The organism is Chitinophaga filiformis (genome assembly GCF_021646545.1).
In the GTDB taxonomy this organism is placed as follows: Bacteria; Bacteroidota; Bacteroidia; order Chitinophagales; family Chitinophagaceae; genus Chitinophaga; species Chitinophaga filiformis_A.
Map to the genome: position 1 here is coordinate 192503 of NZ_JAKIRP010000001.1, position 24786 is coordinate 217288.

Annotated in this window: 22 protein-coding genes; 10 read left to right on the forward strand and 12 right to left on the reverse strand. The window is 46.7% G+C overall.

All coding sequences use genetic code 11. The features are described 5' to 3' along the window. Positions 1-211 precede the first annotated feature (211 nt). The gene (gene purD, locus L3C95_RS00790; protein ID WP_236384145.1) at positions 212-1489 is read right to left on the reverse strand and encodes a phosphoribosylamine--glycine ligase; all 1278 of its coding nucleotides are present in this window, start codon (positions 1487-1489) and stop codon (positions 212-214) included. A gap of 206 nt (positions 1490-1695) precedes the next feature. On the opposite strand from purD, the gene L3C95_RS00795 reads away from it, so the two are divergent. The 3 genes from L3C95_RS00795 to L3C95_RS00805 all read left to right on the forward strand — a co-directional run bounded on the left by L3C95_RS00795 (position 1696) and on the right by L3C95_RS00805 (position 6539). Further along, positions 1696-3402 carry a peptide MFS transporter gene (locus L3C95_RS00795; RefSeq protein ID WP_236384146.1) on the forward strand — a complete coding sequence of 569 codons (1707 nt, stop codon included), beginning with the start codon at positions 1696-1698 and terminating at the stop codon, positions 3400-3402. 461 nt (positions 3403-3863) lie between these two features. After that, complete coding sequence (locus L3C95_RS00800; protein WP_236384147.1) at positions 3864-5912, forward strand: OPT family oligopeptide transporter; 2049 nt, start codon at positions 3864-3866, stop codon at positions 5910-5912. 129 nt (positions 5913-6041) lie between these two features. Continuing rightward, positions 6042-6539: a hypothetical protein gene (locus L3C95_RS00805; RefSeq protein ID WP_236384148.1), complete on the forward strand. Its 498-nt coding sequence runs from the start codon at positions 6042-6044 to the stop codon at positions 6537-6539. Here L3C95_RS00805 and L3C95_RS00810 read toward each other — a convergent pair. The 3 genes from L3C95_RS00810 to L3C95_RS00820 all read right to left on the reverse strand — a co-directional run bounded on the left by L3C95_RS00810 (position 6536) and on the right by L3C95_RS00820 (position 10494). Next, complete coding sequence (locus tag L3C95_RS00810; RefSeq protein ID WP_236384149.1) at positions 6536-7744, reverse strand: DUF1501 domain-containing protein; 1209 nt, start codon at positions 7742-7744, stop codon at positions 6536-6538. The two genes, L3C95_RS00805 and L3C95_RS00810, sit on opposite strands and share 4 nt — an antisense overlap. Before the next feature lie 25 nt (positions 7745-7769). After that, on the reverse strand, positions 7770-9209 hold the full coding sequence (locus L3C95_RS00815) for a DUF1800 family protein (RefSeq protein WP_236384150.1): 1440 nt from the start codon (positions 9207-9209) through the stop codon (positions 7770-7772). A gap of 79 nt (positions 9210-9288) precedes the next feature. Further along, a complete protein-coding gene (locus L3C95_RS00820; RefSeq protein WP_236384151.1) occupies positions 9289-10494 on the reverse strand; it encodes a molybdopterin molybdotransferase MoeA in 1206 nt (401 codons plus the stop codon). A 43-nt stretch (positions 10495-10537) separates the two neighbouring features. Here L3C95_RS00820 and moaC point away from each other — a divergent pair, with 43 nt between their 5' ends. After that, positions 10538-11020, forward strand: a complete 483-nt coding sequence (moaC, locus tag L3C95_RS00825; RefSeq protein WP_236384152.1) for a cyclic pyranopterin monophosphate synthase MoaC — start codon at positions 10538-10540, stop codon at positions 11018-11020. Positions 11021-11030: 10 nt separating this feature from the next. Beyond that, entirely contained in the window at positions 11031-11615 is a 585-nt protein-coding gene (locus tag L3C95_RS00830; protein ID WP_236384153.1) for a molybdenum cofactor guanylyltransferase, read from the forward strand. A gap of 57 nt (positions 11616-11672) precedes the next feature. Here L3C95_RS00830 and L3C95_RS00835 read toward each other — a convergent pair whose 3' ends face one another. Next, a complete protein-coding gene (locus L3C95_RS00835; protein WP_236384154.1) occupies positions 11673-12089 on the reverse strand; it encodes a molybdopterin synthase catalytic subunit in 417 nt (138 codons plus the stop codon). A 348-nt stretch (positions 12090-12437) separates the two neighbouring features. Here L3C95_RS00835 and L3C95_RS00840 point away from each other — a divergent pair, with 348 nt between their 5' ends. Next, positions 12438-12827 (forward strand): hypothetical protein, encoded by a 390-nt coding sequence (locus L3C95_RS00840; RefSeq protein WP_236384155.1) that lies wholly within the window; start codon positions 12438-12440, stop codon positions 12825-12827. Positions 12828-12829: 2 nt separating this feature from the next. Here the strand turns inward: L3C95_RS00840 and moaD are convergent, their stop codons facing one another. Beyond that, the gene (moaD, locus tag L3C95_RS00845) at positions 12830-13060 is read right to left on the reverse strand and encodes a molybdopterin converting factor subunit 1 (protein WP_236384156.1); all 231 of its coding nucleotides are present in this window, start codon (positions 13058-13060) and stop codon (positions 12830-12832) included. Between the two features lie 75 nt (positions 13061-13135). Between moaD and L3C95_RS00850 the strand changes: the two genes are divergently transcribed. The 3 genes from L3C95_RS00850 to L3C95_RS00860 all read left to right on the forward strand — a co-directional run bounded on the left by L3C95_RS00850 (position 13136) and on the right by L3C95_RS00860 (position 17400). Then, complete coding sequence (locus tag L3C95_RS00850) at positions 13136-13504, forward strand: DUF7009 family protein (RefSeq protein WP_236384157.1); 369 nt, start codon at positions 13136-13138, stop codon at positions 13502-13504. Between the two features lie 231 nt (positions 13505-13735). After that, complete coding sequence (locus L3C95_RS00855; RefSeq protein ID WP_236384158.1) at positions 13736-16213, forward strand: TonB-dependent siderophore receptor; 2478 nt, start codon at positions 13736-13738, stop codon at positions 16211-16213. Between the two features lie 2 nt (positions 16214-16215). After that, on the forward strand, positions 16216-17400 hold the full coding sequence (locus L3C95_RS00860) for a PepSY-associated TM helix domain-containing protein (protein ID WP_236384159.1): 1185 nt from the start codon (positions 16216-16218) through the stop codon (positions 17398-17400). On the opposite strand, the gene L3C95_RS00865 is transcribed toward L3C95_RS00860, so the two are convergent. The 6 genes from L3C95_RS00865 to L3C95_RS00890 form a co-directional block, all read right to left on the reverse strand. After that, positions 17356-18099, reverse strand: coding sequence for a sulfite exporter TauE/SafE family protein (locus tag L3C95_RS00865; RefSeq protein WP_236384160.1), 744 nt, complete (start codon positions 18097-18099; stop codon positions 17356-17358). The two genes, L3C95_RS00860 and L3C95_RS00865, sit on opposite strands and share 45 nt — an antisense overlap. A gap of 8 nt (positions 18100-18107) precedes the next feature. After that, a complete protein-coding gene (locus L3C95_RS00870; protein WP_236384161.1) occupies positions 18108-19193 on the reverse strand; it encodes a ThiF family adenylyltransferase in 1086 nt (361 codons plus the stop codon). Further along, complete coding sequence (locus L3C95_RS00875) at positions 19190-19735, reverse strand: GNAT family N-acetyltransferase (RefSeq protein WP_236384162.1); 546 nt, start codon at positions 19733-19735, stop codon at positions 19190-19192. Before L3C95_RS00875 ends, L3C95_RS00870 begins: the two co-directional genes overlap by 4 nt. A gap of 73 nt (positions 19736-19808) precedes the next feature. After that, on the reverse strand, positions 19809-21083 hold the full coding sequence (serS, locus tag L3C95_RS00880; RefSeq protein WP_236384163.1) for a serine--tRNA ligase: 1275 nt from the start codon (positions 21081-21083) through the stop codon (positions 19809-19811). A 121-nt stretch (positions 21084-21204) separates the two neighbouring features. Continuing rightward, the gene (locus L3C95_RS00885; RefSeq protein ID WP_236384164.1) at positions 21205-22869 is read right to left on the reverse strand and encodes an NAD+ synthase; all 1665 of its coding nucleotides are present in this window, start codon (positions 22867-22869) and stop codon (positions 21205-21207) included. Between the two features lie 13 nt (positions 22870-22882). Next, on the reverse strand, positions 22883-23563 hold the full coding sequence (locus L3C95_RS00890; RefSeq protein ID WP_236384165.1) for a porin family protein: 681 nt from the start codon (positions 23561-23563) through the stop codon (positions 22883-22885). Positions 23564-23735: 172 nt separating this feature from the next. Between L3C95_RS00890 and L3C95_RS00895 the strand changes: the two genes are divergently transcribed. Further along, positions 23736-24680 (forward strand): hypothetical protein, encoded by a 945-nt coding sequence (locus tag L3C95_RS00895; RefSeq protein WP_236384166.1) that lies wholly within the window; start codon positions 23736-23738, stop codon positions 24678-24680. Positions 24681-24786: the final 106 nt, after the last annotated feature.

Sequence of the window (24786 nt, forward strand, 5' to 3'; positions counted from 1 at the left end):
GCAACATTTAATGGCAAGGTACACAGCCGGCATAGTAATGACTCTCGAAAACGCTTAAACGAAAAATGGCTTGTGTTAATTGTGTGCTCTGTATGAATGAGTTATGCTCTCTCTGGTCGTCCCCACGACCCTTCCCGACACTTAAACGGGACACTGGTCCAGACTACACTTTTCGCGCCGCTAAGGCGCGAAAGGCGCAAATGAACATCTGCTACACGAACTCGAAACCAATATCCCTCCTGTAATATTTGCCTTCAAAATCAATAATTTCAGCAGTCTGCCGGCTGTGGGTCAACGCAATGCCCAGATCAGCTGCCAGGGAAGTTATCGTCAGTACACGGCCTCCGTTAGTAAGGATATCCTCTCCAACGGCTTTCGTTCCTGCCTGAAACACCAACTGATCCTGCGTAGGCGCCGGTATGTTGCTGATTACCTTTCCTTTTTCGTATGCCTCAGGGTAGCCTTTTGCTACGAGCATAACGGTAGTTGCCACACGGGCATCCTCATAAATTGTCTGTGCGGAAAGCTGTCCCTCCTCTACGGCTTTGAACAGCTCCAGCAAATCGTTCTGTAATCTGGGCATCACCACCTCGGTTTCCGGATCTCCCATGCGGCAGTTGTACTCAATAACAAATGGTTCCCCATCTACATTGATCAATCCGAAGAAGATAAACCCGTTGTAGGCGATCTGCTCTTTTTCAAGCCCTGCTACTGTAGGGCGGATGATACGCTCTTCCACCACGTCCATAAATGCCTTACCGGCGAATGGAACCGGGGAAACAGCGCCCATACCGCCTGTATTCAGGCCGGTGTCTCCTTCTCCGATCCGTTTATAGTCCTTTGCAGTAGGCAGTATCTTATAGGAATGTCCGTCTGTCAGCACGAATACTGACAACTCGATCCCTGTCAGGAATTGCTCTACCACCACTTTTCTGCTTGCATCGCCAAACTTCGCTTCTTTGATCATCTGTGAAAACTCTGCCACTGCTTCTTCATGATCGTTCAGGATCACTACTCCCTTACCCGCTGCCAGTCCGTCGGCTTTGAGTACTATCGGCAGGGAATGTGCACGCAGATAAGCTACGCCTTCGTCATAATTCTCCTCGCTGAACTCGCGGTAAGCGGCAGTGGGGATATTATGGCGTAGCATAAATTGCTTTGCAAATGCTTTACTGCCTTCCAGCTGGGCACCCAGGGCAGATGGGCCCATCACCGGGATATGCTGTAAAGCGGCATCCTGCTGAAAATAATCGTATATGCCTTTTACCAGCGGCTCTTCTGAGCCGGGTACTACCAGGGAGATAGCATTATCAATACAAAAGGTCTTTATTTTTTCAAAATCTGAAACAGCGATGTCCAGGTTCCGGCCATATTGGGCCGTACCGGCATTTCCCGGCGCAATAAACAACTGTTCACAATAAGTGCTTTGTGCCATTTTCCATGCCAGGGCGTGTTCCCTGCCACCACTTCCTAATAATAGTATCTTCATATGAAAAAATAAATGCGCTGCTTTTTCGCTCCTGAAAATTTACATTCACCTTCCAATCAGCCCGTTCTTCCAAATTTTTTGCAAAGAAAGGCCAAAATTTGACCAAAAACACCATTTTACCCGATAAAAAGCTGAATTTATTTATCTTGCCGGATTCGACGGACTGACTAACACCATAAACAAACAACAAACTAAACAGATCTATTATGACTCAAACTGCTGTTGAGCAGCCTGTAATCACGCCCGCCCCGAAGGGCAAAGGGCATCACAAAGGATTGTACGTACTCTTTTTTACGGAAATGTGGGAACGTTTCGGCTATTACCTGATGATCGGCATTTTCTTCCTTTACCTTGTTGATCCATCCTCCAACGGCGGTAAAGGGTTTGACACCACCAAAGCAGCGGACCTCGTCGGTTCTTACATCGCATTAGTTTACTTATCTCCTTTCATCGGCGGCCTGCTGGCCGACCGCTATCTTGGTTATCGCAGGGCAGTGATACTGGGAGGGATTCTCCTGGCATCCGGTTATTTTTCCCTTGCGTTTCCCGGTGATATGGCCATGTATGCAGGCCTTGGCCTTATCATCATCGGTAACGGTTTTTTCAAACCTAACATCGGTACCATCCTCGGTAATATTTACAACCGGGAAGACCTCAAGGCCAAAAAAGACGTGGCCTACAACATCTTTTACATGGGCGTGAACATCGGCGCCTTCATCTGCAACTTCGTGGCCGCCTATCTCCGTAACCACTACGGCTGGGGACACGCCTTCGCTGCTGCAGGTATAGGCATGCTGGTGGGCCTGATTATTTTCGCCTCCAACCTGAAGACCATCGCAGAAGGAGATGTACGAAAAGCTGCCTCTCCGGATGAAATGTCCACCGCCAAGATTCTGGGCAGCGCCTTGCTTCCCGCTATTATCGCTGCCGTAATCGGCTATTTCATCAGCAGCCCTGCCTTACTGGGGCACACGCTGTTCGGTACCAAGTCAAACGATGCCTTCCTGTTTGCCTGCGTACCCATTATAATTTTCTACATCCGCTTGTTCAGCACTTCAAAGCGGCAAGAGGATAAACGCGGCCTGGGAGCCCTGCTGGCCTTTTTTGCAGTGGCAATCATTTTCTGGGTGATCTATAACCAGAACAGTACCGGCCTTACCATCTGGGCCGACCAGTATACTGACCGCCAGATGTCCCCGGCCATGGAAAATGCAGCACAACCCTTCGGTATGCTGCAGACCGTAACCACCGAACCTCATAAAGTAACCCAGATAGACGAGCACTTCCGCGCTATCAAGGATGCTAATGGCAATACCATCGAGGTACAGGGCGCAGACCCTTACTTCCAGAACCTGCCGAAGGAAAGGTGGCCACAGGATGGCAAGCTGAGACTCATCTCCACTGAAATCTTCCAGTCCATAAACCCATTCTTTATCGTGGCCTTCAGCCTTATTGTAATAGGTATATTCGGCTGGCTGGCTAAACGCGGTAAGGAACCTAACACCCCGGTGAAGGTCGCTATCGGTATTTTCCTGGCAGCGGGTTCATCCCTGCTGATGGTGATTGCTGCGTCTATGACAAATGTCTATATAGATAAAAGCTCTATGGCCTGGCTCTTCGGTACCTATGCCGTATTTACCGTCGGGGAAATACTGGTGAGCCCGATCGGGTTGTCAATGGTGTCCAAACTGTCTCCTCCCCGTGTAACAGCCCTTATGATGGGTGGCTGGTACCTGGTGAACGCCATTGCCGGTAAAGTAGCCGGACTGATGGCTACCTTCTGGGACAGCTTCACTAATAAAACCACCTACTTCATGATTCTTGTGATCTCGGCGGGTATCGCCGGCGTGGTAATGCTGATACTCAGCAAGTGGATCGCCAGGGTCGTAAAGGAGAAAACAGGGTCATACTAGGCATTTTTCCCTTTAATTCATTCCGAAACGGTGCAGCCTTAAGGTTACACCGTTTTTTTATTGCCCTAAAAAGGACCCTGGTACAGCTCAATCCCAGTATGAATTCGGTTTGATCCCTATATCTCCATATCCTTACACCATCATTTCACTATCACTTTAGGCTCATATGTATATCGGTTCGATATAGAGATGAGCCTAAAGTGATATGGAAGTGATGGTAAAGCGATATGGAAGAGCAGGGAAAAGAGCGTACTCTGAACCATCTCAATTCAACTCATAAGGTATAATGAATTGGTATGCAATAAAATAAGGGGTGTTTTTGCGGTTTGCAAGTGAGGGTTTCGGACGTACGATAAAACAGGCGGCCGCTTGTGTAAATATGCTAAGTCCTGACTCTAAAAGGGATTTTTCTCTTATATTGCCTCTTAATCAACAAAAATCTATACTTATCAAACCTATTTATGGCAGATAAATTCAAGCCTTTCGTTGCACCGGAGGTGCATATGAAGGAGTTTACACTCAAGTCCATTGTGCTGGGCTGTATATTCGGGATTATTTTTGGAGCCGCCACTGTATACCTGGCGCTGAGAGCAGGCTTGACCGTTTCCGCCTCTATCCCTATTGCGGTAATTGCCATTACCCTTGGCAGGAAATTCTTTAAAACCACTATTCTCGAAAACAACATTATCCAGACCACCGGATCGGCTGGTGAATCCATTGCCGCGGGAGTAGTATTCACCCTGCCGGGTTTTCTTTTCCTTTCTGATGGCGGCGGTGCACAGTTCTTCAATTATCTGACCATTCTAACCCTGGCGATCTTTGGAGGTATTCTGGGTACATTGATGATGATCCCGCTGCGCCGGTCGCTGATCGTAAAGGAGCATGCAACCCTGCCTTATCCTGAAGGTACTGCCTGTGGTGATGTGCTGATAGCAGGTGAGAAAGGCGGCGATTTCGCCAAGACCGCTTTCTACGGACTGGGGTTTGCAGTTGTTTATGCTTTTCTGCAAAAGGTACTGCATGTCATTGCCGAGACACCCTCTTACATGACCCAGCAGTATAATAAATACTTCTCATCTGCCCGTGTAAGCGCAGACATCACGCCTGAATACATGGGTGTGGGCTATATCATCGGTCCCCGCATTGCAGGGGTGCTGGTTGCTGGTGGTGTTTTGTCCTGGCTGGTATTGATACCATTGCTGTCATTCCTGGTACCTCCGGATGCGATTGCCGCACAGCTGGTAAAGCTGGGTTACCTGGCCAATATCAGTACGCCTGGAGGTAAGGGAGACTGGAACCCTGCTACGCATACCTTTGGCGATTTCTCCGCAGCAGTTTACGTTGCCTATGTACGTCAGATAGGCGCCGGAGCAGTAGCTGCGGGCGGTTTCATCACACTCATTAAAACTATTCCTACTATCATATCTTCCTTTAAAGGCAGTATCGGTTCCCTGAAGAAAGATGATGTGGGTGAAGAAGCTACTACAGGTAATGTACCACGTACAGAAAGGGACCTCAATATCAAGATCGTATTATTTGGCAGCCTTGCACTGGTCGTACTGATGGCTTTCCTGCCACAGTTACCCGGCGACTCCATTGGTAAGAAACTACTGGTAGGTCTGCTGGTGGTTATCTTCGGTGCCTTCTTCGTTACGGTATCCAGCCGTATTGTGGGGCTGATCGGATCTTCCAACAACCCTATTTCCGGCATGACCATAGCCACCCTGATGGGTACCTGCCTGGTATTTATCGCGGTAGGCTGGAGCGGTAAGGTTTACGAGCCAATGGCCCTGGTAGTGGGTGGTATGATCTGTATTGCAGCTGCAAATGCCGGCGGTACCTCGCAGGACCTGAAATCCGGTTATATCGTGGGTGCTACACCAATGTATCAGCAGTTATCTCTCTTCATTGGTGCGATCGTATCTTCTATTGTGATCGGTCTGACCGTAAAATTCCTGGATAAGCCTACTGCGGCGATGATCGCCAATGGCGTTACGGACCACGCAATAGGCAGTATCTATTATCCTGCGCCACAAGGTACCCTGATGGCTACCCTGGCTAAAGGTATCCTGTCTTACAATCTTGACTGGCAATTTGTACTGGCAGGCGTTTTCCTGGCTATCACCATGGAGCTCTGCGGCATCAAATCGCTGTCTTTCGCAGTAGGTGCTTATCTGCCACTGTCCACCACGCTGCCAATCTTCGTTGGTGGTGCCATTCGTGGAATAGTAGATCAGAAGCGTAAGAAACAGAATGTACATCTGTCTGCGGAGGAAGAAGAGCTTGGTAAAGGTAACCTCTTCGCTACCGGCCTGGTGGCTGGTGGCGCTGTAGCCGGTGTGATCATTGCGATACTGGCTGGTTTTGACAGCACTGCGAACGCACTAGCTGCTGTAAACATGGAACATGCACTGGCCGGGATATTCGGTCATGGCGGATATTTCATTCTCGGTACAGCCTGTTTCGCTTTGATGGGCTGGATGCTATATAGGATAGCGAATAAGAATTAATACTAATACAGGGATCAGGGATTCAATGCTGCAAATGCTCCGCATTTAATTCCTGATCCCTGATTTTCCTTAGCCCCGTTTGCAATTAACTGCTTATTATTGCGTTATAACAAAAAACCCCTTGTTGTTATGCGCCTGATATTAACCATTCTTTGTGTTGTACTGATCTTTGCATCCTGTGAAAAAGATCAGCAGAATGAAGTAGCCCGCAAATTCATTTCCTTTGATCTGGACAGTATGATAGTGGTTGCTGAGAACCCTTCTGCGGTTGTTTCTCTGGCCAATCTCACTGATACAGACCCTAACAACGATGTTGACAAGCTAACTATTACCGCCACCGGAAGCAGTGATGAGCAGGTTAAGATCACCTTGCTGGGCAGTTCAGAGGGCGTTACAACAGGCACGTTCTACTCACAGGATGGCAATTCGATCTCTGTATACTACCCCGAGGCAAACGTTTCCCAGATAGCCAATCAACGTTTCGGCACTTTCACATTCTCAATTACCCACGTAAAGGACAGCCTGATGGAAGGTTCGTTTACCGGTACGCTTGTAGATACCAGCGGTATATTATCTCCCAGAAATGCCAGCTTCGGATTTATAAGGGCTATCGTCACCGCCAATTAAACGAACGACAGATGATCATACTGCTTTTTAAGAATAGCGGCATCATCAGCCTCCAGCCATTTCTTCAATAGGGTGGCATATACGCTCTTGAAATCTACTTTATGTTGCAGGTCTCCTTCATTCAGCTGTTCCAGGTCGGGAGCTTCATTGAGTAATCCCTGCTGTTTCAGTCCTCCACTTATCATGAACATGTTATTGGCCGTACCATGGTCAGTTCCTCCGCCCGCATTCTGCTCTACACGCCGGCCAAATTCAGAGAAGGTAACAATTACCACATCCTGGTAACGGTTGTTATTCTTCAGTTCTTTCGTGAGTGCAGTAATTGCCTCGTCCAGCCGCTGCAACTGCGTCTGCTGCGCTGCCAGCTGATTGACATGGGTATCAAAAGCACCGTGAGACACATAATACACCTTAGTCGTAATATCAGACATGATGAGTCTTGCAATGGTCTGCATGTTCTTTCCCAGTTCTGTTGATGGGAAGATCTCTTTTGTCTTATATGCCTTGAATTGCTCTTTGATATAGGATGCGGATGAAACAGTTGCACTCATGGTTTTATACAGGTAGTCCACAGGCTGATGATCATCTTCCATTGTCTTTGTTTCCTGCTGCAGCAATTCCCTGAACATTCTGTCATTGGCGGCTGCCTGCAGTTTATCAGGATCTTTCACGGCCAGTCCTTTCTGCAGATCACCTTTCATAGCAAGGCTCAGGGTATCATCAATTTCCAGTGCCTGTACTGGTTTATCACACCCTTTACATTGAGCATCGAGGAATCTTCCGATCCAGCCATCTGTCCAGTTCTCAGAAGAGGAGCTGGCAGACTGCCAGATATCCATAGAGCGGAAATGCGATCTGTCAGGATTTGGGTAACCAACGCTATTCAATATCGCCAGGGAGCCTTCATCGTACAGGCTCTTTAAACCTTTCAGAGCTGGATGTAAGCCCATTTCATCTGTGAGGGATAAGGCGTTTGCACGTTGAATACCCAGCGCGGGGCGCATGCGGTAATAAATATCATTCCGGTAAGGGATCACTGTATTCAGTCCGTCGTTACCGCCGGATAGCTGTATTACAACCAGTACTTTATTGCCGGCAGGCACCAGGTTATCTCTTTCCAATGCCTTCAGGAATTTCGGCATCATCAGTGAAGCTGAAGCTAATGATCCTACCTGTAAGAAACGTCTTCTGTTTAAGATCAGCATAAACTTGATTTGTTAAGTGGATACATTAGCACAACTGATACTCGGGTGTGCTCATTACTGCTATTGCTACTGTTTTGATATAACTCTCACGGGAAGAAACATCTGCATAATTCTCCAGCAGTTGTTTATTCACATTTTTGTTGGCCAGTAAAAGAGAACCGGCAATGGTTTCTGCGAGTTTCTCCCTGGGCACTTTCTCATAATCTTTCAGCAAAACATCCCAGTTGATCACTCCCCTGATCTTCCGCGCGTATTGCATTTTCACGGATTCATTCAACTGCATGGTTGTCTTATAGCTGCCCATGCCCATTTCAGGAGTGATCTCTTTAGGTGTGATGTTGAACTCCTTTTCATACAATATCATCTTCGGCAACTGCATGCGGTACATGAGACTGGAGCTATCTATCCAGTTACGTCCTCCGGGCCATCCGGCAACATTGGGCGGATAAAAAAGCACTTGTCCCAGTACCTGCTGAAATGACAACATCACCTCTTCTCTTTCGAAGTTAACAGGAACGGTTCTACGCAGTCCGACCAACAGTTCCACCGGCGACTTTATACGTTTACCAATGAACCGTTGATCATAGAACCAGTCTGCATTGAAGATGTGCTGCATCAATTCTCCGATATCATAATTTGAGCTATAGAACTTTTCGGCCAGTGTATTTATTCTTACTTCGTCAGGGGTCTCATCCACAAAGTAGCGATACACTTTTGCAGTGATGAATCTTGCAGTTTCTTTCTGCTCCAATAATATTTTCAAAACATCATCACCTGTGAAATTACCGCTTTTACCGAGTACTGTTTTGTCTCCCTTATCATGCCGTTTTTCGCGGAATACGAAATTACCTTCATTGTCGTAGCCCCAACCGGTAAATGCTCTGGCAGCCTCTTTGATATCAGTTTCAGTATAATGTCCACGCCCCATAGTAAACAACTCCATCACCTCACGGGCGAAGTTTTCATTTGGGTGTGCTTTATAATTCTGCTGGTTGTTCAGGAACTGCAACATGGCAGGTGTTCTGGAGACTGCCGTAAGTAGTGTACCGAAATTGCCCAATGCGTTTTCACGGATCACCTGCAACAGTTGCTGACTGAATAATACATTCTGTGTACGGCAGGCAAAATGTCCATGCCAGAACAGGGCCATCTTTTCGCGCAATGGGTGTTGGGTTTGCACCATTTCGTATATCCACGAAAGGTTAAGATCTTTAATACCCTGCCTGTTCATTTTAGCCAGTTCTTTCTTTTCCTCCGGCGACATTTCTTTGGTCCGTTCAGGGAGGTCAGTTTCGTCCCTTACTTTCAGGGGTGTCTGAGGATCTTTATCGGGACCGGTCAGGATCTTACTGATTACCTGCCGACGTTTTCTGTGGGTCCAGTCTTCAATAACGGGAAATGAAGCGCCGAAACCGGCCCTCCATGCCAGATGTTGCATTTGTAGCTTTTCGGGAACAGCTGCCATATAGGAAGAGGTTTCGGGTTTGACGTCGGTGGATGACTAAAGTTTAATGACGGATGCAAGATTTAATATGACGAAATTGTTACCTGAACTTCCACACCGGATAGCTGCTGCCTTTTTCAAACACGCTCTTTTCCGGAGGCAGTTCCAGGAAACCGTCAGCCTGTAGCAAGGCAGCCAGATCGCCGGAGCCATGGTAGGGAGGCGGCAAGGCTTCCAGTTGTCCATTAGCTACCGGATGCAGGCGAACAGGCAGGAAATACGTAAGCGGTGCAGCAAAATTGATGTCGGTGCCCAATACTGCGTAAGGGGCAGGCGGAGCTGCATATTGCAGGCAGGCACGCAGCCAGGGCAATACGTAGCGGTAACAACACATGAAGCCTGACACGGGATTGCCGGGAAGGGCAAATACTACCGGACCGTTCTCAAACCGGCCAAACAGGAAAGGCTTGCCCGGCCGCTGCTGTATTTTATGGAAGATCTGCTGCATGCCCATTTGTTCCAGGACATACGGCAGATGATCAAATTTTCCGGCTGATACCGCCCCGGTACAGATCCAGACATCTGCATGCTTCAGTGACTCAAACAATTGCCGGATGGCAGTTTCATTGTCGTGTACGTGATGGCACTCTGCGTTAATTCCTAATTCCGTTAAAGCGGCAGCGAGACTGTAGGAATTGGAGATCCTTACCTGGTGTACATCCGGAGTTTCGGTAACTGGTACCAGCTCATCGCCGGTGGCAATAATCGCAACGCGGGGCAAACGGCTTACATTCACCAATACCTTACCTACAGAGGCGAGTACACCCACTTCAGCAGCAGTTAACCGTGTACCGGCTGGGATCACCAACTGACCAGCAGCTGCATCCGAGCCCTGCCGGTGGATATGCTGTCCTTTGGCAGCAGCTGCATTGATGGTAAAACGTTTGAAACCTTCATGCTCTGTGGCGGTGAGGTGTTCATACTGTATCACAGTATCAGTCAGTTCAGGCATGATAGCGCCCGTCATTACTTCTATACAATTGGCTGTATTGGACAACTGTTTACGGGGCATGCCCGCTGCCTGCATATCTTCCACACCAAAGACAGTCTGCCCCTTTGCATAGCTTTCATAATCTATCGCAATGCCATCCATCATTACCCGGTCATATGGAGGAAAATCTCTATCAGACAATACCGGCTCCCGAAGAATACGGCCGGTAACGGCAGTAAAGGGCAGTTGCTCTGTTCCAAAATCCCGAACGGTATCCATAACAGCGGCATACGCGGTGCTTACATCTATCAGCATTCTTTTGGTTGTTTGGTGGCTTTAGTTGTAAATTTATTCCATTATGAGCAATGATTCAACTAAACAGGGATTTTCACACCTCAATCCAGCTGATCAACCGGTAATGGTGGACGTAAGCGGGAAGGCGGAGACTACACGCGTGGCAGTAGCAGAAAGCAGGGTATTTCTACCGGAAATAGTAAGACAACAATTTAGCGGAAAAGATCTTCATACCGCCAAAGGTGCAGTATTCCAGACCGCTATACTGGCAGGTATCATGGCAGCAAAAAAAACGCCTGACCTGATACCGCTGTGTCACACTTTACTGCTGGATGGCTGCCAGGTGGAAATAGAACTGGAAGGAGAAGAAGCGGTAGTGCGTTGCACCATTAAAACCACCGGTAAAACCGGCGTAGAAATGGAAGCACTTACAGGCGCGAGTGTGGCTGCGTTGACCATCTACGATATGTGTAAGGCATTTACGCATGAGATGGTGATCAGGCAAACACGTCTGCTGAGTAAGACAGGTGGTAAAAGGGATTTTTAAAAACAGTATGATGACAGTGCCATTAAAAGGACTCATTCTCTGCGGCGGCCGCAGTACACGGATGCAACAGGATAAAAGCCTGATCGCCTATCATGGCATGCCGCAGTGGCAATATCTTTATCAATTAGTACATAAGATTACTCCTGATGTATATCTTTCCTGCAGGGAAGAACAAAAGCCTGCATTGAGTGATGACGTGCCCATGATCTTTGATAGTGTTGAAGGAAACGGACCTTCTGTAGGATTGCTCAGTGCACATGCCGCATTTCCGGAGGCAGCATGGCTGGTGCTGGCGGTAGATCTTCCCCTCATCAGTGAGCAGAGCCTCCAATATCTCGTATCACAGAGGCAAGTGTTGAAAGATGCTACATCACTGATCAGCCCTGTCAATCACTTACCAGAACCATTGATTGCAATATGGGAACCTTCAGGCTTAAAGAAGCTGCAGTATAATTTTAATGAAGGAAAGAATTGTCCGCGTAAAACATTGCTGCAGTCTGATATTCTGCAGATAGAAAACCCCTTTTCTGCAGAACAGTTTAATGCGAATACACCGGAAGAAATGAGAGAGGCAGAAGAGCAGATCAAACATTAATACAGAGCACGCATCATGAATATCGTTGTTTCATTCATGATGCGTGATCAGCTTTTTTTACGGGTGCGCAGCAACCCATACTTCACCATCTTCAAAGTATTCCTTCTTCCAGATAGGCACTGTTTCCTTTAATGTATCAATAGCATATTCACATGCATCAAATGCAGCTGCGCGATGAGGAGCTGCAACAGCAATAACAACTACTACTTCCCCCGGTTGTTTCTCCCCAACGATGTGCAAAATAGCGATCCTTTTTACACCCATTTTTTCAATGGTATGATCAGCAATTTTGTCCATCTCCAATAATGCCATCGGTTCATAACATTCAAAAAAAAGTTTGGTTACTTTCTTGTCTTTAGTAACGTTCCTTACATTTCCGGAGAACACTACAACACCGCCGCAGTCAGGCCCTTCAACGAAGTCGAGTGCTTGCTGCACAGTTACATTGCTGTCTATTTTTATTAGTTTGTTCATCGTAATATCAATAAGCGAATTTAATTACTTTGAAGGAAAATAATTTTTATAGATCAGTGTAAATGATCTAATATTGGTGCCTTAAAACTTTGTTTGTCATGTATCCCATAGTAGAGAAAATCATCCTCGCCATTTGTATTGGTACGTTTTTTCTTCCTATCATAGACATTATAAGATATGATGCAGAAGTACGAAAAATGTACAGAGAACTACGAAAAGAGATGGATGAAGAATTCAGGAAGTTTGAGGCTGATCCTGAAAATTACACTTATACTCCAAAAGAGTAATCAGTCTTACCCCAAAGGACAATCGTGCGCTTTATATTTTGTTAACTAAAAATTCTAACCATTGAAGAAGTTAGCCAATCCAGCTACGAGATTAAGGCATCTTAACTCAACTGACGCTATTGGTGCAGGTGGAGGAACAGTTTTGTTAATGTTCGCAGAAAGACTGCCTGATACCTATTGGTTTAAGACGTATCTCATACTGGCCGCACCATCACTTTCCGTCAGTCTCTCAAAAATCACCAACATTATAATAAGGCAATGTAATATTGTCTCTGACATGTTGCGTGACGCACAAAATGAAAGGAGTATTTTAAGATCGCTCAAATTATTGAAGAAAAATCCTCTTGCTTCACAAGCGAGCATAGAGAAATTGGAACAAGCTTATTTAGCTGCTGAAATAAAACGTGTCGAAAACATGATCCTTAATTTAAATAAAACGCGAAGCGATTGATCTCACCCACCACTCACCGGTGGGATGACCGCCACTTCATCTCCTGGTTGTAATACATCCTCATCATTGGCATACACTTTATTCACTGCTATCATCAGAGAACGTAGCTGTTCCAGTTGCGGATATTTTGTATACAACCAGGTCCTGAGTGCTGCTACTGAAGTAACTCCTTCCGCCGTAATAACAGGTGCTCCTGCTATATCTTTCGCTATGCCGAATAGTAAAATGCGCATATCCCTTCATGAAATTTGGATAAAGCTACGATAATGTAGTAATTTTAAACAGAAGACATATCAAATAAACGTAAGATGAAAATCAGGATCAGAGGTAACAGCATCCGCTACAGGCTGGATAAAAAAGACATAGAAGTACTGAAAGCTGACGGCAAAGTGGAGGAAAGCACTACGATTGGCGCAGGCAACCTTCATTTCTGTATTAAGGCCAAAACCGGCAGCAATGCGCCTTTTATTAAATTAGAATCTTCCGCCATACATCTTTCATTTCCGAAAGAACAGGTAGACCAATGGACAGATACCGACCAGGTGGGCTTCTCCGCCGAAATTCCCAATGCAGACGGTTCCGTATTAAGTATTCTCGTTGAGAAAGATTTTAAGTGCCTGACGGAACGGGATGAAGATGACAGCAACGCATTTGACAATCCTGCAAGCAGCTGCTAGTCATACATTTATCCGGTAACATATTTCATACAGGGAGAGCGGAATATCTCATTTTTACACTCGAAAAGTTCAGGGTAGACACTATCTTTTTTAATAGACTATAAAATATGACATAACCCTGACATGCAATGCATTAATGCCCGATTTTTCCGCTTTAAGTAAATCTTTTTCCCGATTCGATTAAGCAAGCGGACATTACTGATCGTTCTTTGTGGAAAAATCAGTCAGTCAATGTTCGGCTATCTACAAAAGCTACAAATCAGCATTTTCCTATATCTGTTCCTGTGCATATCTGCCAACGCACAAACCAAAGTGAACATAGAGGGTACAGTCAGAGATATCAATAACGTTCCATTACCCAAAGTGAGCGTACTGCTCAACAAAAGCCAGACCGCTTTTACTGACGAAAACGGCCATTATGTCTTTTCCGATCTGCCTGAAGGCGCAGAATATACCATCCGCTTCACACATACCGGTTTTGAACCTTTACAGCAAAAAGTAAAAGGGAACAGACTGGATGTTACCTTAGTACCAGCTTCTTCTCAGCTGCAAACTGTAGAAATCACCGGAAGAACTGAAAAAGGATATAAGAACACCGCTTCCTTTATCGGCACCAAAACAGCTACTCCCCTGAAAGACGTGCCTCAGTCTATCTCTTACGTTACCAAAGAACTGATGCAGGACCAGGCATCCGTAAGAATGGGAGACGTAGTGAAAAACTTTAGTGGTGTGAACCAGTTTACTTTTTATGATGATATCACTATCCGTGGTTTCCGTATCAATGGCGGTAGTACCACACAGTTGCTGAATGGCCTGCGTACCTTCACCGGTTTCTGGAAACAGCCAATGGTTAACTACCTGGAAAGAGTAGAAGTGATCAAGGGCCCTGCTTCTGCCTTGTTTGGAAATGCCTCTCCCGGCGGTACCATCAATCGTGTAACCAAGAAACCATTGGAGGAAGCCCGTAAATCACTCAGCTTCACCATGGGTAGCTTCAATAACACCCGGGTACTGGCCGACTTTACTGGTCCATTAAACGATGAGAAAACCATCCTGTACCGTCTGAACATCGGGTATGAAAATACAGAGTCCTTCCGTGACCTGCAGTTCGACAAGAACCTGGTGATTGCACCATCCGTGTCTTTCCTGCCAACAGAAAAAACACGTATCAACTTTGATGCGGTATATAACAAATCCAACAGCCGTCTTGACCGCGGACAGTCAGTGTTGTATAAGGGCGACCTCTATTCAACGCCGATCTCCCGCTCACTCAGCGCTACCAACGACTACCTCAACGAGGAAACATATACAGTAACAGCATCTCTGAACCACCAGTTCTCCAGCCGTCTGGCCTTCAACCTCGCTTACCTGCGTACCGGTTATACAGAAGACCTGCTGGAACACCGTAGTGCCAATGCTTATGCAGTGGATTCTTCCGGCACCCCTATTCCTAACCTGGTAGCCCGTCAGTCATTCATACGCAAAAAGAATCCTTCCAGCGATAATGCTTCTGCTTATCTGACTTATAGCATGGAAACTGGTAAGGTATCACATAAACTGGTGGGCGGTTATGACTATGCTACTTCCAAACTGCCTCCCGGCGCTTCCCAGTTAACGGCGAGCAATTACCAGCTGAAAGCCGGTGGCTCCGCAGCATACAATCCGGCAAAAGCGGCGAACTATGTATTCTACAACTACACCACTCCTGACGGGAAGGTGATCAGTATACCAAAGCCAAATGTTTCTTCCTTCGACATCACTAAAAATGATAACAAGCTGGAAGATCCTTCCAAGTACACTTATGTTGTACAGAACAGTGCCGTTCTGCCGTCTTTCAGCAGCATCGGCGGTATTTATCTGCAGGACCAGATCAGTATCGGAAATCTGAAATTGTTACTTGGCGGCCGTTACGAAACCTATACCGACAAACAGAACTACAGGACCGATAGTGTGAAAAAAGTAACGCAACATACCTTCCTGCCAAGACTGGGTGTGGTATACAGCATCAACCGCAATATCAATGTATACGGTATGTATACCAAAGGCTACAATCCTCAGGATGCTGCTGTTCAAACCAATCCACTCTCCGGCGGACCATTCGATCCTATCACCAGCCAACTGTGGGAAGGCGGCCTGAAAACAGAATGGCTCAATGGCAATGTGACTGCCAATGCAGCTGTTTATCATATTGTACAGACCAACACATTGTATAACGCAAACGAACCAGGTAATCCTGACAAGATGATCCAGATCGGTGAGGAAACCTCCAAAGGTGTAGAACTGGATGTAACCGGACGAATCACTGACAACTGGGACCTGACGCTGGCATATGCTTTCAACGACGCTACCATCAGCAAGTCAGGTAAAACCGACTCAGCACTGGTAGGCAAACAGAAACCAAATGCGCCAAAACATCAGGGTAACATCTGGACGAAATACACTATTCCTTCCGGTCCGGTAAAGGGCTTAGGTGTGGGAGCTGGCGCTAACTTCGTAACAGAAAGGAATGTGTCGCTCAACACAACACAGACCCTGCCTGGTTACGTACTGGTTAACGCGGCTGTGTACTACCAGGTGAATAAAGTGCGCTTACAGGTGAATTTCAACAACGTTACAAATAAAACCTACTGGGTCGGCGGATATGACTATATTCGTCTCTTCCCCGGCGCACCGAGGAGCTGGCAGGCAACAATCTCATATACATTCTGATCATGAAAAAAATATTTGGCTGGTTACATCTCTGGCTGGGAATAGCTTCCGGCATTGTGGTCCTCGTGGTAGCGGGGACAGGCAGCCTGCTCGTATTTGAAGAAGAACTGGAACATGTGTTCCAGTCTTCTTTTTTTTATGTAGAGGTGCCGGCAAATACTTCCAGACAACCGCTGGACAACCTGACCGCCTATGTACAACGGGAAAATCCTAAATACAGGGTCGGCAACATCCTGGTAGAACCTGAGGCCGACCGTAGTGTTGTCTATCTTTTACGGAAGGGGAAAGGCAATAAGGTGCTTAAAAATCAGTTGTATGTAGCTGTCAATCCCTATACCGGCAAGATCATTGAATCCATTCCCGGTAATAAACGCTTCTTCTCCGTTGTACTGCAGCTACATCGCTACCTGTGCATAGGCGAGACCGGTAAGTTCATTACCGGCATTTCCTGTTCCATCTTCACCATCCTGATCCTTACAGGTCTGATACTGTGGTGGCCTAAAAGGAACAACCGTAAACAGCGCTTAAGCGTAAAATGGAATGCGTCTTTCAAAAGACTTAACTGGGACCTGCATGCTGTATTTGGCTTCTATGTACACATCATATTGCTGATCATCGCACTTACAGGACTTGTATGGAGCTATAAGTGGATGAACAATTTGCTTTATATCGCTTTCGATGGCAACACCAAACAACAGAAAATAGTGCCTCCGGCAAGCCTTGCCGTAAAGAATACAGGGATTGCTTACCTGGAAAAGATCGTCAACACAACCAATACGAGACTGCCATATGAAGGTGCGATCACTATCCGCTTTGCGGAAAATGACAGCACGTCTATTGCAGCTTCGAAAGAAAACAGGGCCAGGCATGGCAATGTGAGCGATTTCCTTTATTTCCAGGCTGGCACGGGTGAGCTAATAAAGGAGCGACTGTATGACAATGAAAGTAATGGCACCATCGCCAGAAGATGGGTATATCCTTTACACAGAGGTACACTCTATGGATGGCCAACGCAGATACTGGCATTGATCGCAGCCCTCGTAGCTACTACGCTGCCGATATCCGGGTTCCTGATATGGATGGGCAGAAAGAAGAAAAAGAAAAAACCGGAACTAAAAGCGAAAGCGGTAAAACCACAGGCTTTACCCCTGGATAAGCATTCGAACACCAGCGTACAATATCAGTAAGGCAGTAGCTCCTTCCACTATCCGTGGTTTCAGCACTGCCGCGCTCAAACGGGCGCCTATCTGTCCGCCGATGATAACAGACAATAAAAGCGGGCCGGCAAAGTGAAGATCGAATACAATTTCCCCTTTGCTGGCCTGCCCTAATAACCCGCCGATAGAATTTATCAGTATAAACACGCTACAGATCCCCGCTATCTTCTTCGCTGTATCGTAACGCCCCAAACGTAATACCGGCGACAAATAAATACCTCCACCAATACCAGTCATACCCGACAACAAGCCGATTGCAGCGCCTACAATACCGTATTTGTAAGTCTTCTGTGCGTTGGGATCCGGCACATATTCCTTTTCCAGGAACAGCTTATAACACATCAGCAAAGCGGCTACGGTCAAAGCAACGCCCAACAGCAGGAAAAAAGTATGTTGTTTTAATGGCAGGTAACTACCTACGAAGGCAAATGGAACACTGATCACACTTAGCTGCAAAGCCCTCTTCATCGGCAACTGGCCTGCGCGGTAAAAGTGATAAACACCACCTGTCACCACCACCACGTTGCAGAGTAATGCTGTAGATTTCATCAGTTGGAAATCAATACTCCACAAAGCCATTAAAGCCAGATAACTGGAACCTCCACCAAAGCCGGCAGAAGCATACAACAGCGCCACCGTAAAGAACAGTATGCAAAGTTCAATAGACATAAGTCAGTTTAATAAGTGTTCATTTCCACATCGATTTCGGCGGCCCAGGCATGGATGCCTCCTTCTATATTGTAGACCGCAGGGAAACCTGCTGCATCCAGCTGTTGCGCCACCATGAGGCTACGCATTCCATGATGGCATAGTAACGCTATCGGCTGGTCTTTTCTCAGTTTCGGAATAATACTTGCCACCATTCGCATCGGTACATGCATGGCTTGTGGAATATGACATATTTCCCATTCATCAGGTTCCCTTACATCTATCAGTTGTAAAGGCTTTTCTGTGTTCAGCCAATCCTCCAGCTGATGTACCGACAAACTTTTGACGCCGCCTGTGTCGCAGGGCTGCTCGTAGCTTTCCTGCAGGGCAGTGATGTCATGATTACCGGGAACAGGTTTGATCTGGAAGGTGTGATGAATGTTATAGAGCGTATCGATAGTCAGTAACTGATTGCTGAGTGGCTCACCGATGCCGGTGATAATCTTCACGGTTTCATTAGCCTGGTAAGAACCGATGATGCCGGGTAGGATACCCAGCACGCCAATATCACTGCAATTGAGCATAGTGCCCGGCTCCGGCTGTTCCGGGAACAGGCAGCGGTAAGTAGCGCTACCCTTGTAATTGAACACACTGACCTGCCCTTCGTATTTATGGATAGCGCCATATACAAAGGGTTTATTGAGTATTACACAGGCATCGTTCACCAGGTAACGGGTGCCGAAATTGTCTGTACAGTCCACCACTACATCATAAGGCCTGATAATGTCAAGTGCATTGTCGGGTATGATCCAGGTGTCATACATAGCGAATTGTACCTCCGGATTGAGTGCCTGCAGGCGTTTCACTGCTGCTTTCAATTTTGGGCTACCTACTTCATCTGTGTTGTAAAGAACCTGTCGTTGCAGGTTTGTGAGAGAAATATCGTCGTGTTCCACGATACCGATCTTTCCAATTCCCATTGCAGTGAGATATTGCAATACGGGCACTCCTAATCCTCCTGCACCTATTACGAGCACTGCTGCATTGTTCAGCAGTTGTTGTTTTGCGGGTCCGAAGCCTTCCAGTTTCAGGTGTCTGTCATATCGTTGCATCATCCGTTCTTTATCCTTTTAGACATTAATATTGAATCACCATATGTACCATCCGTTTGCCTAAATCCCTGAAGCAAACGTCCATATTCCAGGAAACCAAAGTTACGATACAACTGGATAGCTCTTTCATTATTTGCAAATACATTGAGATGAATGGTTTCCAGCTCTTTATGCTGCTCTGCCCAACGCATGGCGGCGGTCATCAGACGGCGGCCGATACCCATGTTCCAGTATTCATGCAGGATGGCGATTCCCAGCTGGCCCAGGTGGGCTTCTTTCTTCAGTTCTGATTGTTTGATGGTAATAGAGCCTGTGAGGCGGTTCTCCACAATCGCCAGCAGGTGAAGGTGTCTGGACTCATTGCTGAGAGAGCTGATAAACGCCCGCTCGTCCACGACTGTCAGTTCCGCGGCTTCCTGCTTTGTCATAAGCAGAAAATCTGTTTCCATAGTCAGCTGCCGGAACAGAGCCAGCAGTGCGGGAGCGTCTTCCAGAAGGGCCGGGCGTACCAATAATACCTGGCCATTGGGTAGAAAGTGCTGCATACTACAAATGTAAGTACAAAAAAAAGCGCTGCAACATATGCAACGCTTTTCTATTATTTCAATATTTCTTTATTTATAGTGCGATCTTGTCTGCACCAAAATAAGGTTGTAGCACTTTCGGTATGTTGATACCTTCTGCGGTCTGATTATTCTCCAGTATACATGCCAGGATACGTGGCAGGGCCAGAGAGCTACCGTTTAGGGTATGCACCAGCTGAGGTTTACCGCCACCGTCCTTAAAACGGATCTTGGCGCGGTTTGCCTGGAAAGCTTCAAAGTTGGATACCGAGCTCACTTCCAGCCATCTTTGCTGCGCGGTGCTATACACTTCAAAATCGTAGGTCAGTGCAGAACCGAAACCCATATCACCACCACATAGGCGCAGAATGCGGTATGGCAGTTCCAGGGCTTTCACCAGTTCTTCCACATGTGCCACCATTTCGTCCAGCACCTCGTAAGACTTTTCCGGATGTACTACCTGTACTATCTCTACCTTATCGAACTGGTGCAAACGGTTCAGACCACGTACGTCTTTACCATAAGAACCTGCCTCACGGCGGAAACAAGGCGTATAACCGGTCAGTTTTACAGGCAGTTCGCTGTCTTTCAGGATCTCATCCCTGAATAAGTTCGTCAGCGGCACTTCGGCGGTAGGGATGAGGTATAACTCATCTTCTCCTACAAAATACATCTGGCCTTCCTTATCCGGCAACTGACCGGTACCGTAACCGGATGCCTCATTCACCAGGTGTGGCACCTGAAATTCCGTATATCCTTTGCTGGTATTATAGTTCAGGAAATATTGGATCATAGCGCGTTGTAAACGTGCGCCGCGGTTCTTATATACCGGGAAACCGGCGCCGGAGATCTTATTTCCCAGTTCAAAATCGATCAGGTCATATTTCTTTGCCAGATCCCAGTGAGGCACTGCCCCTTCATATAATGCAGGGATCTCGCCACCTTTGCGCACTTCTACATTGTCCTCAGGTGTTTTACCCGGGGGCACCAACGGAGATGGCAGGTTAGGCAGTTTTACAAGTGTATCGTGTAAAAGCTTTTCAGCGGCTGCCAGCTGTTCATTGATGGGATGCAGCTTTTCATTCAGCGATGTTACTTCCGATTTACGTGATTCCGCTTCTTCTTTCTGCCCTTGGGCCATCAGCTTACCTATCTCTTTTGACAGCGAATTTGCTTTGGCCTTTGTCTCATCATACTCAAGGGTTAATTTCTTGCGCTTGTCGTCCAGCTCCAGCACCTGATCAACCAGTTCCAGCTCTTTGAAGTTTTTCAAAGTGAGCCGTTCCAGCACCAGGTCTTTGTTTTGACGAATGAACGGAACTTGTAACATTTTAAGATTTATTAAATTTCAGCAAATATAACAGTCAATCAGGAATTGTGAATTAAGAAATAGGGAATGAAGCATTCCCCATCCCAATTCTTAATCCGCAATTCCCGACTGGTAACTACAATTATGAAAGATATTTTCCGACGATCGGCACCCTTCTTCCTACGCCGAAGGCTTTTGACGAGACGCGTATAATAGGGCAAAACTGGTTCCTCTTGTACTCATTGGTGTTCACCATTTTGAGTGTACGGGCCACCAGAGCCGCATCAAACCCTTGAGCTATGATCTCTTTAGGGCTCTGCCGGCGTTCAATATACTGATAGAGTATTCTGTCCAGGGTAGCATAATCAGGCAGGCTGTCGCTGTCTTTCTGGTTCGGGCGCAGCTCTGCAGATGGCGCCTTATCGATGATATTCGCCGGAATAATTTCTTTCTCACGGTTGATATACCGCGCCAGCGCATACACCTGCATTTTATATACGTCTCCCAGCACTGCCAGTCCTCCGGCCATATCGCCGTAGAGTGTGCCATAACCGGTAGACAATTCACTTTTATTGGAAGTGTTCAGCAGAATATAGCCAAACTTGTTGGCTAGTCCCATCAGCAGGTTTCCCCTGATGCGGGACTGGGTGTTTTCTTCTGCCACATTGAAAGGCCGGCCCTCAAAATAAGGATTGAGGGTTTCCAGGAAGCTCTCGTAAATGTCATTAATGCGAATGATGTCATAAGGATTATCCAGGTTCTTTGACAACGCTACCGCATCGTCCACAGAATGTTCGGTGGAGTACGGAGATGGCATCAGGATAGCTCTTACATTTTCCTTTCCGAGTGCCTCTACTGCCAATGCCAGCGTCACTGCGCTGTCAATGCCACCAGAAGATCCCAGAATGGCCTTTTTAAAGCCCATTTTCTGGAAATAGTCCTTTATACCCAGTACGATAGCCTGGTAAATGCGGTCGATGTTATATTCGGGCAGTAATTCCATTACCGGTGTGTACACCGTATCAGCTACCGGCTGTTTGGATTGCAGCAGCACGTCCAGGTCATACCCATCTATCGCTTCTTCGAAATAAGGCAGTTCCTTTACAACATTGCCCTGTGCATCGAAGATGATTGAGCCGCCGTCAAAGACGATCTCCGTCTGAGAACCAACGGCATTGCAATAGTACATGGGAATACCGTACTTACGCACATTGGCACGGATGATTTCCTTACGGTTCTGGGCATGATCATAGTCGAACGGAGAGGCAGACAGATTGATCATGACGTCCGGCTGCTGCTCTATCATCTGATCCATCGGGCAAACCCTGTACAAGGGATTATCTCCCAGGTTCCAGATATCTTCGCAGATGGTCACTGCCAGCTTCCTGCCTTTAAAAGGCACTACGTTCCAGGCATAGCTGGGCTCAAAGTAGCGGTATTCATCAAATACATCGTAGGTAGGCAGTAGTGTTTTATGGATCACCTGTTTTACTTCTCCCTCGTGCAGGAACCAGGCAGCATTAAAGAGGTCTTTTCCTTCCGGCTGTGTATTCCGGCTGGGGCCACCTACCAGTACTCCGATATTGGCCGTATGGGCTTTGATCGTGTCAATAGCAGCATAGGATTGCTGGATAAAATCTTCAAACTCCAGGAAGTCCCGGGGCGGATAACCACACACACAAAGCTCAGAGAATACTACCAGGTCAGCGCCCTGCGCTTCGGCTGCTTTAATTCCATCCAGGATCTTCTGTGTATTTAACTCGAAATTGCCGATATGATAGTTCTGTTGAGCAAGTATAATTTTCATCTACAAACGTCTTTTAAAAGAATAATCCCAGATTTAATGCAAAGCTATTCATATTTACCTTGCCATCCTCCCATTTTCCATTACGGGTCACATCAATGAATCCGTTCCGGTAGCTGAGGCCTGCCATACCGGTTAGCCTGTCGCCCAATGGATATTCAATACCGGCGCCGATCAGCATGCCCACATTGATGGGTGTGATGGTACGCAATACATTCACTTTATTCTCGTTTGCCTGCAGACTCACTATATCGGCCCTACCGCGTACGGGGAAGCTCAGATAGGTACCGAACTGTCCCCAGAGCCCCAGTCCATTGTCTGCCTCCGTCTTGAGTTTCAGCGCAAACGGGACTTCTACATACGTGAGTTTCAGTTTATATTCCGCGGGGATCTGGTTATAGCCTTCCAGACCTTTGTTGGCTTCATATTTCAATGTACTGCCTGTGGTTGACACCTGTAAACCGGAAGCGATGGCATAACGCCCCGTTTCGTCCAGCAGAAAGTCTGCCATAATGCCAAAGCTGACACCGGCACGGGCCCCGTTACGGTCAATGCCTGATTCCTGGGGTTGCAGCCAGAAAACTGTGGGGTCCAGTTTAAAACCCAGCCGCACCCTGTTCTCCTGTATAAAGTTGCGCTGAGCCTTCAATGCGGCTGCATTTAATAACAAAAACATGATGAATATTCCCTTCCTCATATAATTTTACCTTTTTTTTAATACAAGCTATATAATATTTTTACCTATTCGTAGTTAGATATTAAGTATGCGAAATTACATTAATAAATTAGCCGGTAACACTCAGGGTTTACTGTCCGCACTCATCCTTATATGTTGTGTCTCTGCCTGTAAGCACAAAAACGTGCCAGATGTGAGCCATATTGCCGTGAATGTGCAAATTGACCGTTTTGACCAGGCATTGTATAAACTGGATACCAACAACATTCAACCGGGGCTCCAACAGCTGGCAAAGACGTATCCCAACTTCCTGCCTGCTTACATCGAGCATATCATGAATTTCGGACCTTATGCCGACACCAGCAAAATGATACTGTTGCAGACCCGTATGCTTGTCGGTAACAGCGACTACCGGATGCTACAGGATTCTATCAATGCACATTTTCCTAAGCTGGATGTGCTGGAAAACGAGCTGGCGCAAAGCTTCCGCTACATCAAATACTACATTCCTTCATTTCCTCTTCCACGGAAAATAGTCGCTTTCAGTTCCGTGATCAGTAATTACGGCGCCGTGACTGTTGATTCTGTGCTGGGTATAGGATTGGATATGTACCTGGGAAAAGATTTCCCGATATATCCCATGCTACCTGACTACCCTATGTATATGATCCGCAAATTCTCTCCTGAATATATTACGACCAACTGTATCCAGGTACTGGCGCAGCAGGCGTACCCCGGTGCAGAGGCAGGCGAACAACTGATCAATCAACTGGTAAGCGCCGGCAAACAACAATACTTCCTGGAACAGGTGTTGCCGGAAACTGAAGATAGTATCCGCCTAGGATATACGAAGGAACAGATGGAGTGGTGTAATGACAGTGAATTAATGATCTGGCAATATTTTGTACAACAAAACCTGTTGTATAAGTCGGACTGGCAGAGCAATATGCACTTCATGAATGATGGCCCTACTACGCAGGGGATGCCAGAAGGGGCGCCAGGCAGAATCGGACCGTTTGTGGGTTGGAAGATTGTAAAGGAGTATATGAAACAACATCCTGAGGTAACGCTGCAACAGCTGATGGAGAATAAGAATGCGATGCAGATATTTTCACAGTCGAAGTATAGGCCGAAGTGAGTACCGCTACAAATCTAGTAATCCAAATACACTGGTATGCTTATCATGCAGGTTGATGAGCTGGAATTTCGGCATATCTTTTTCTTTTAAAAGTTTATAGATCTTA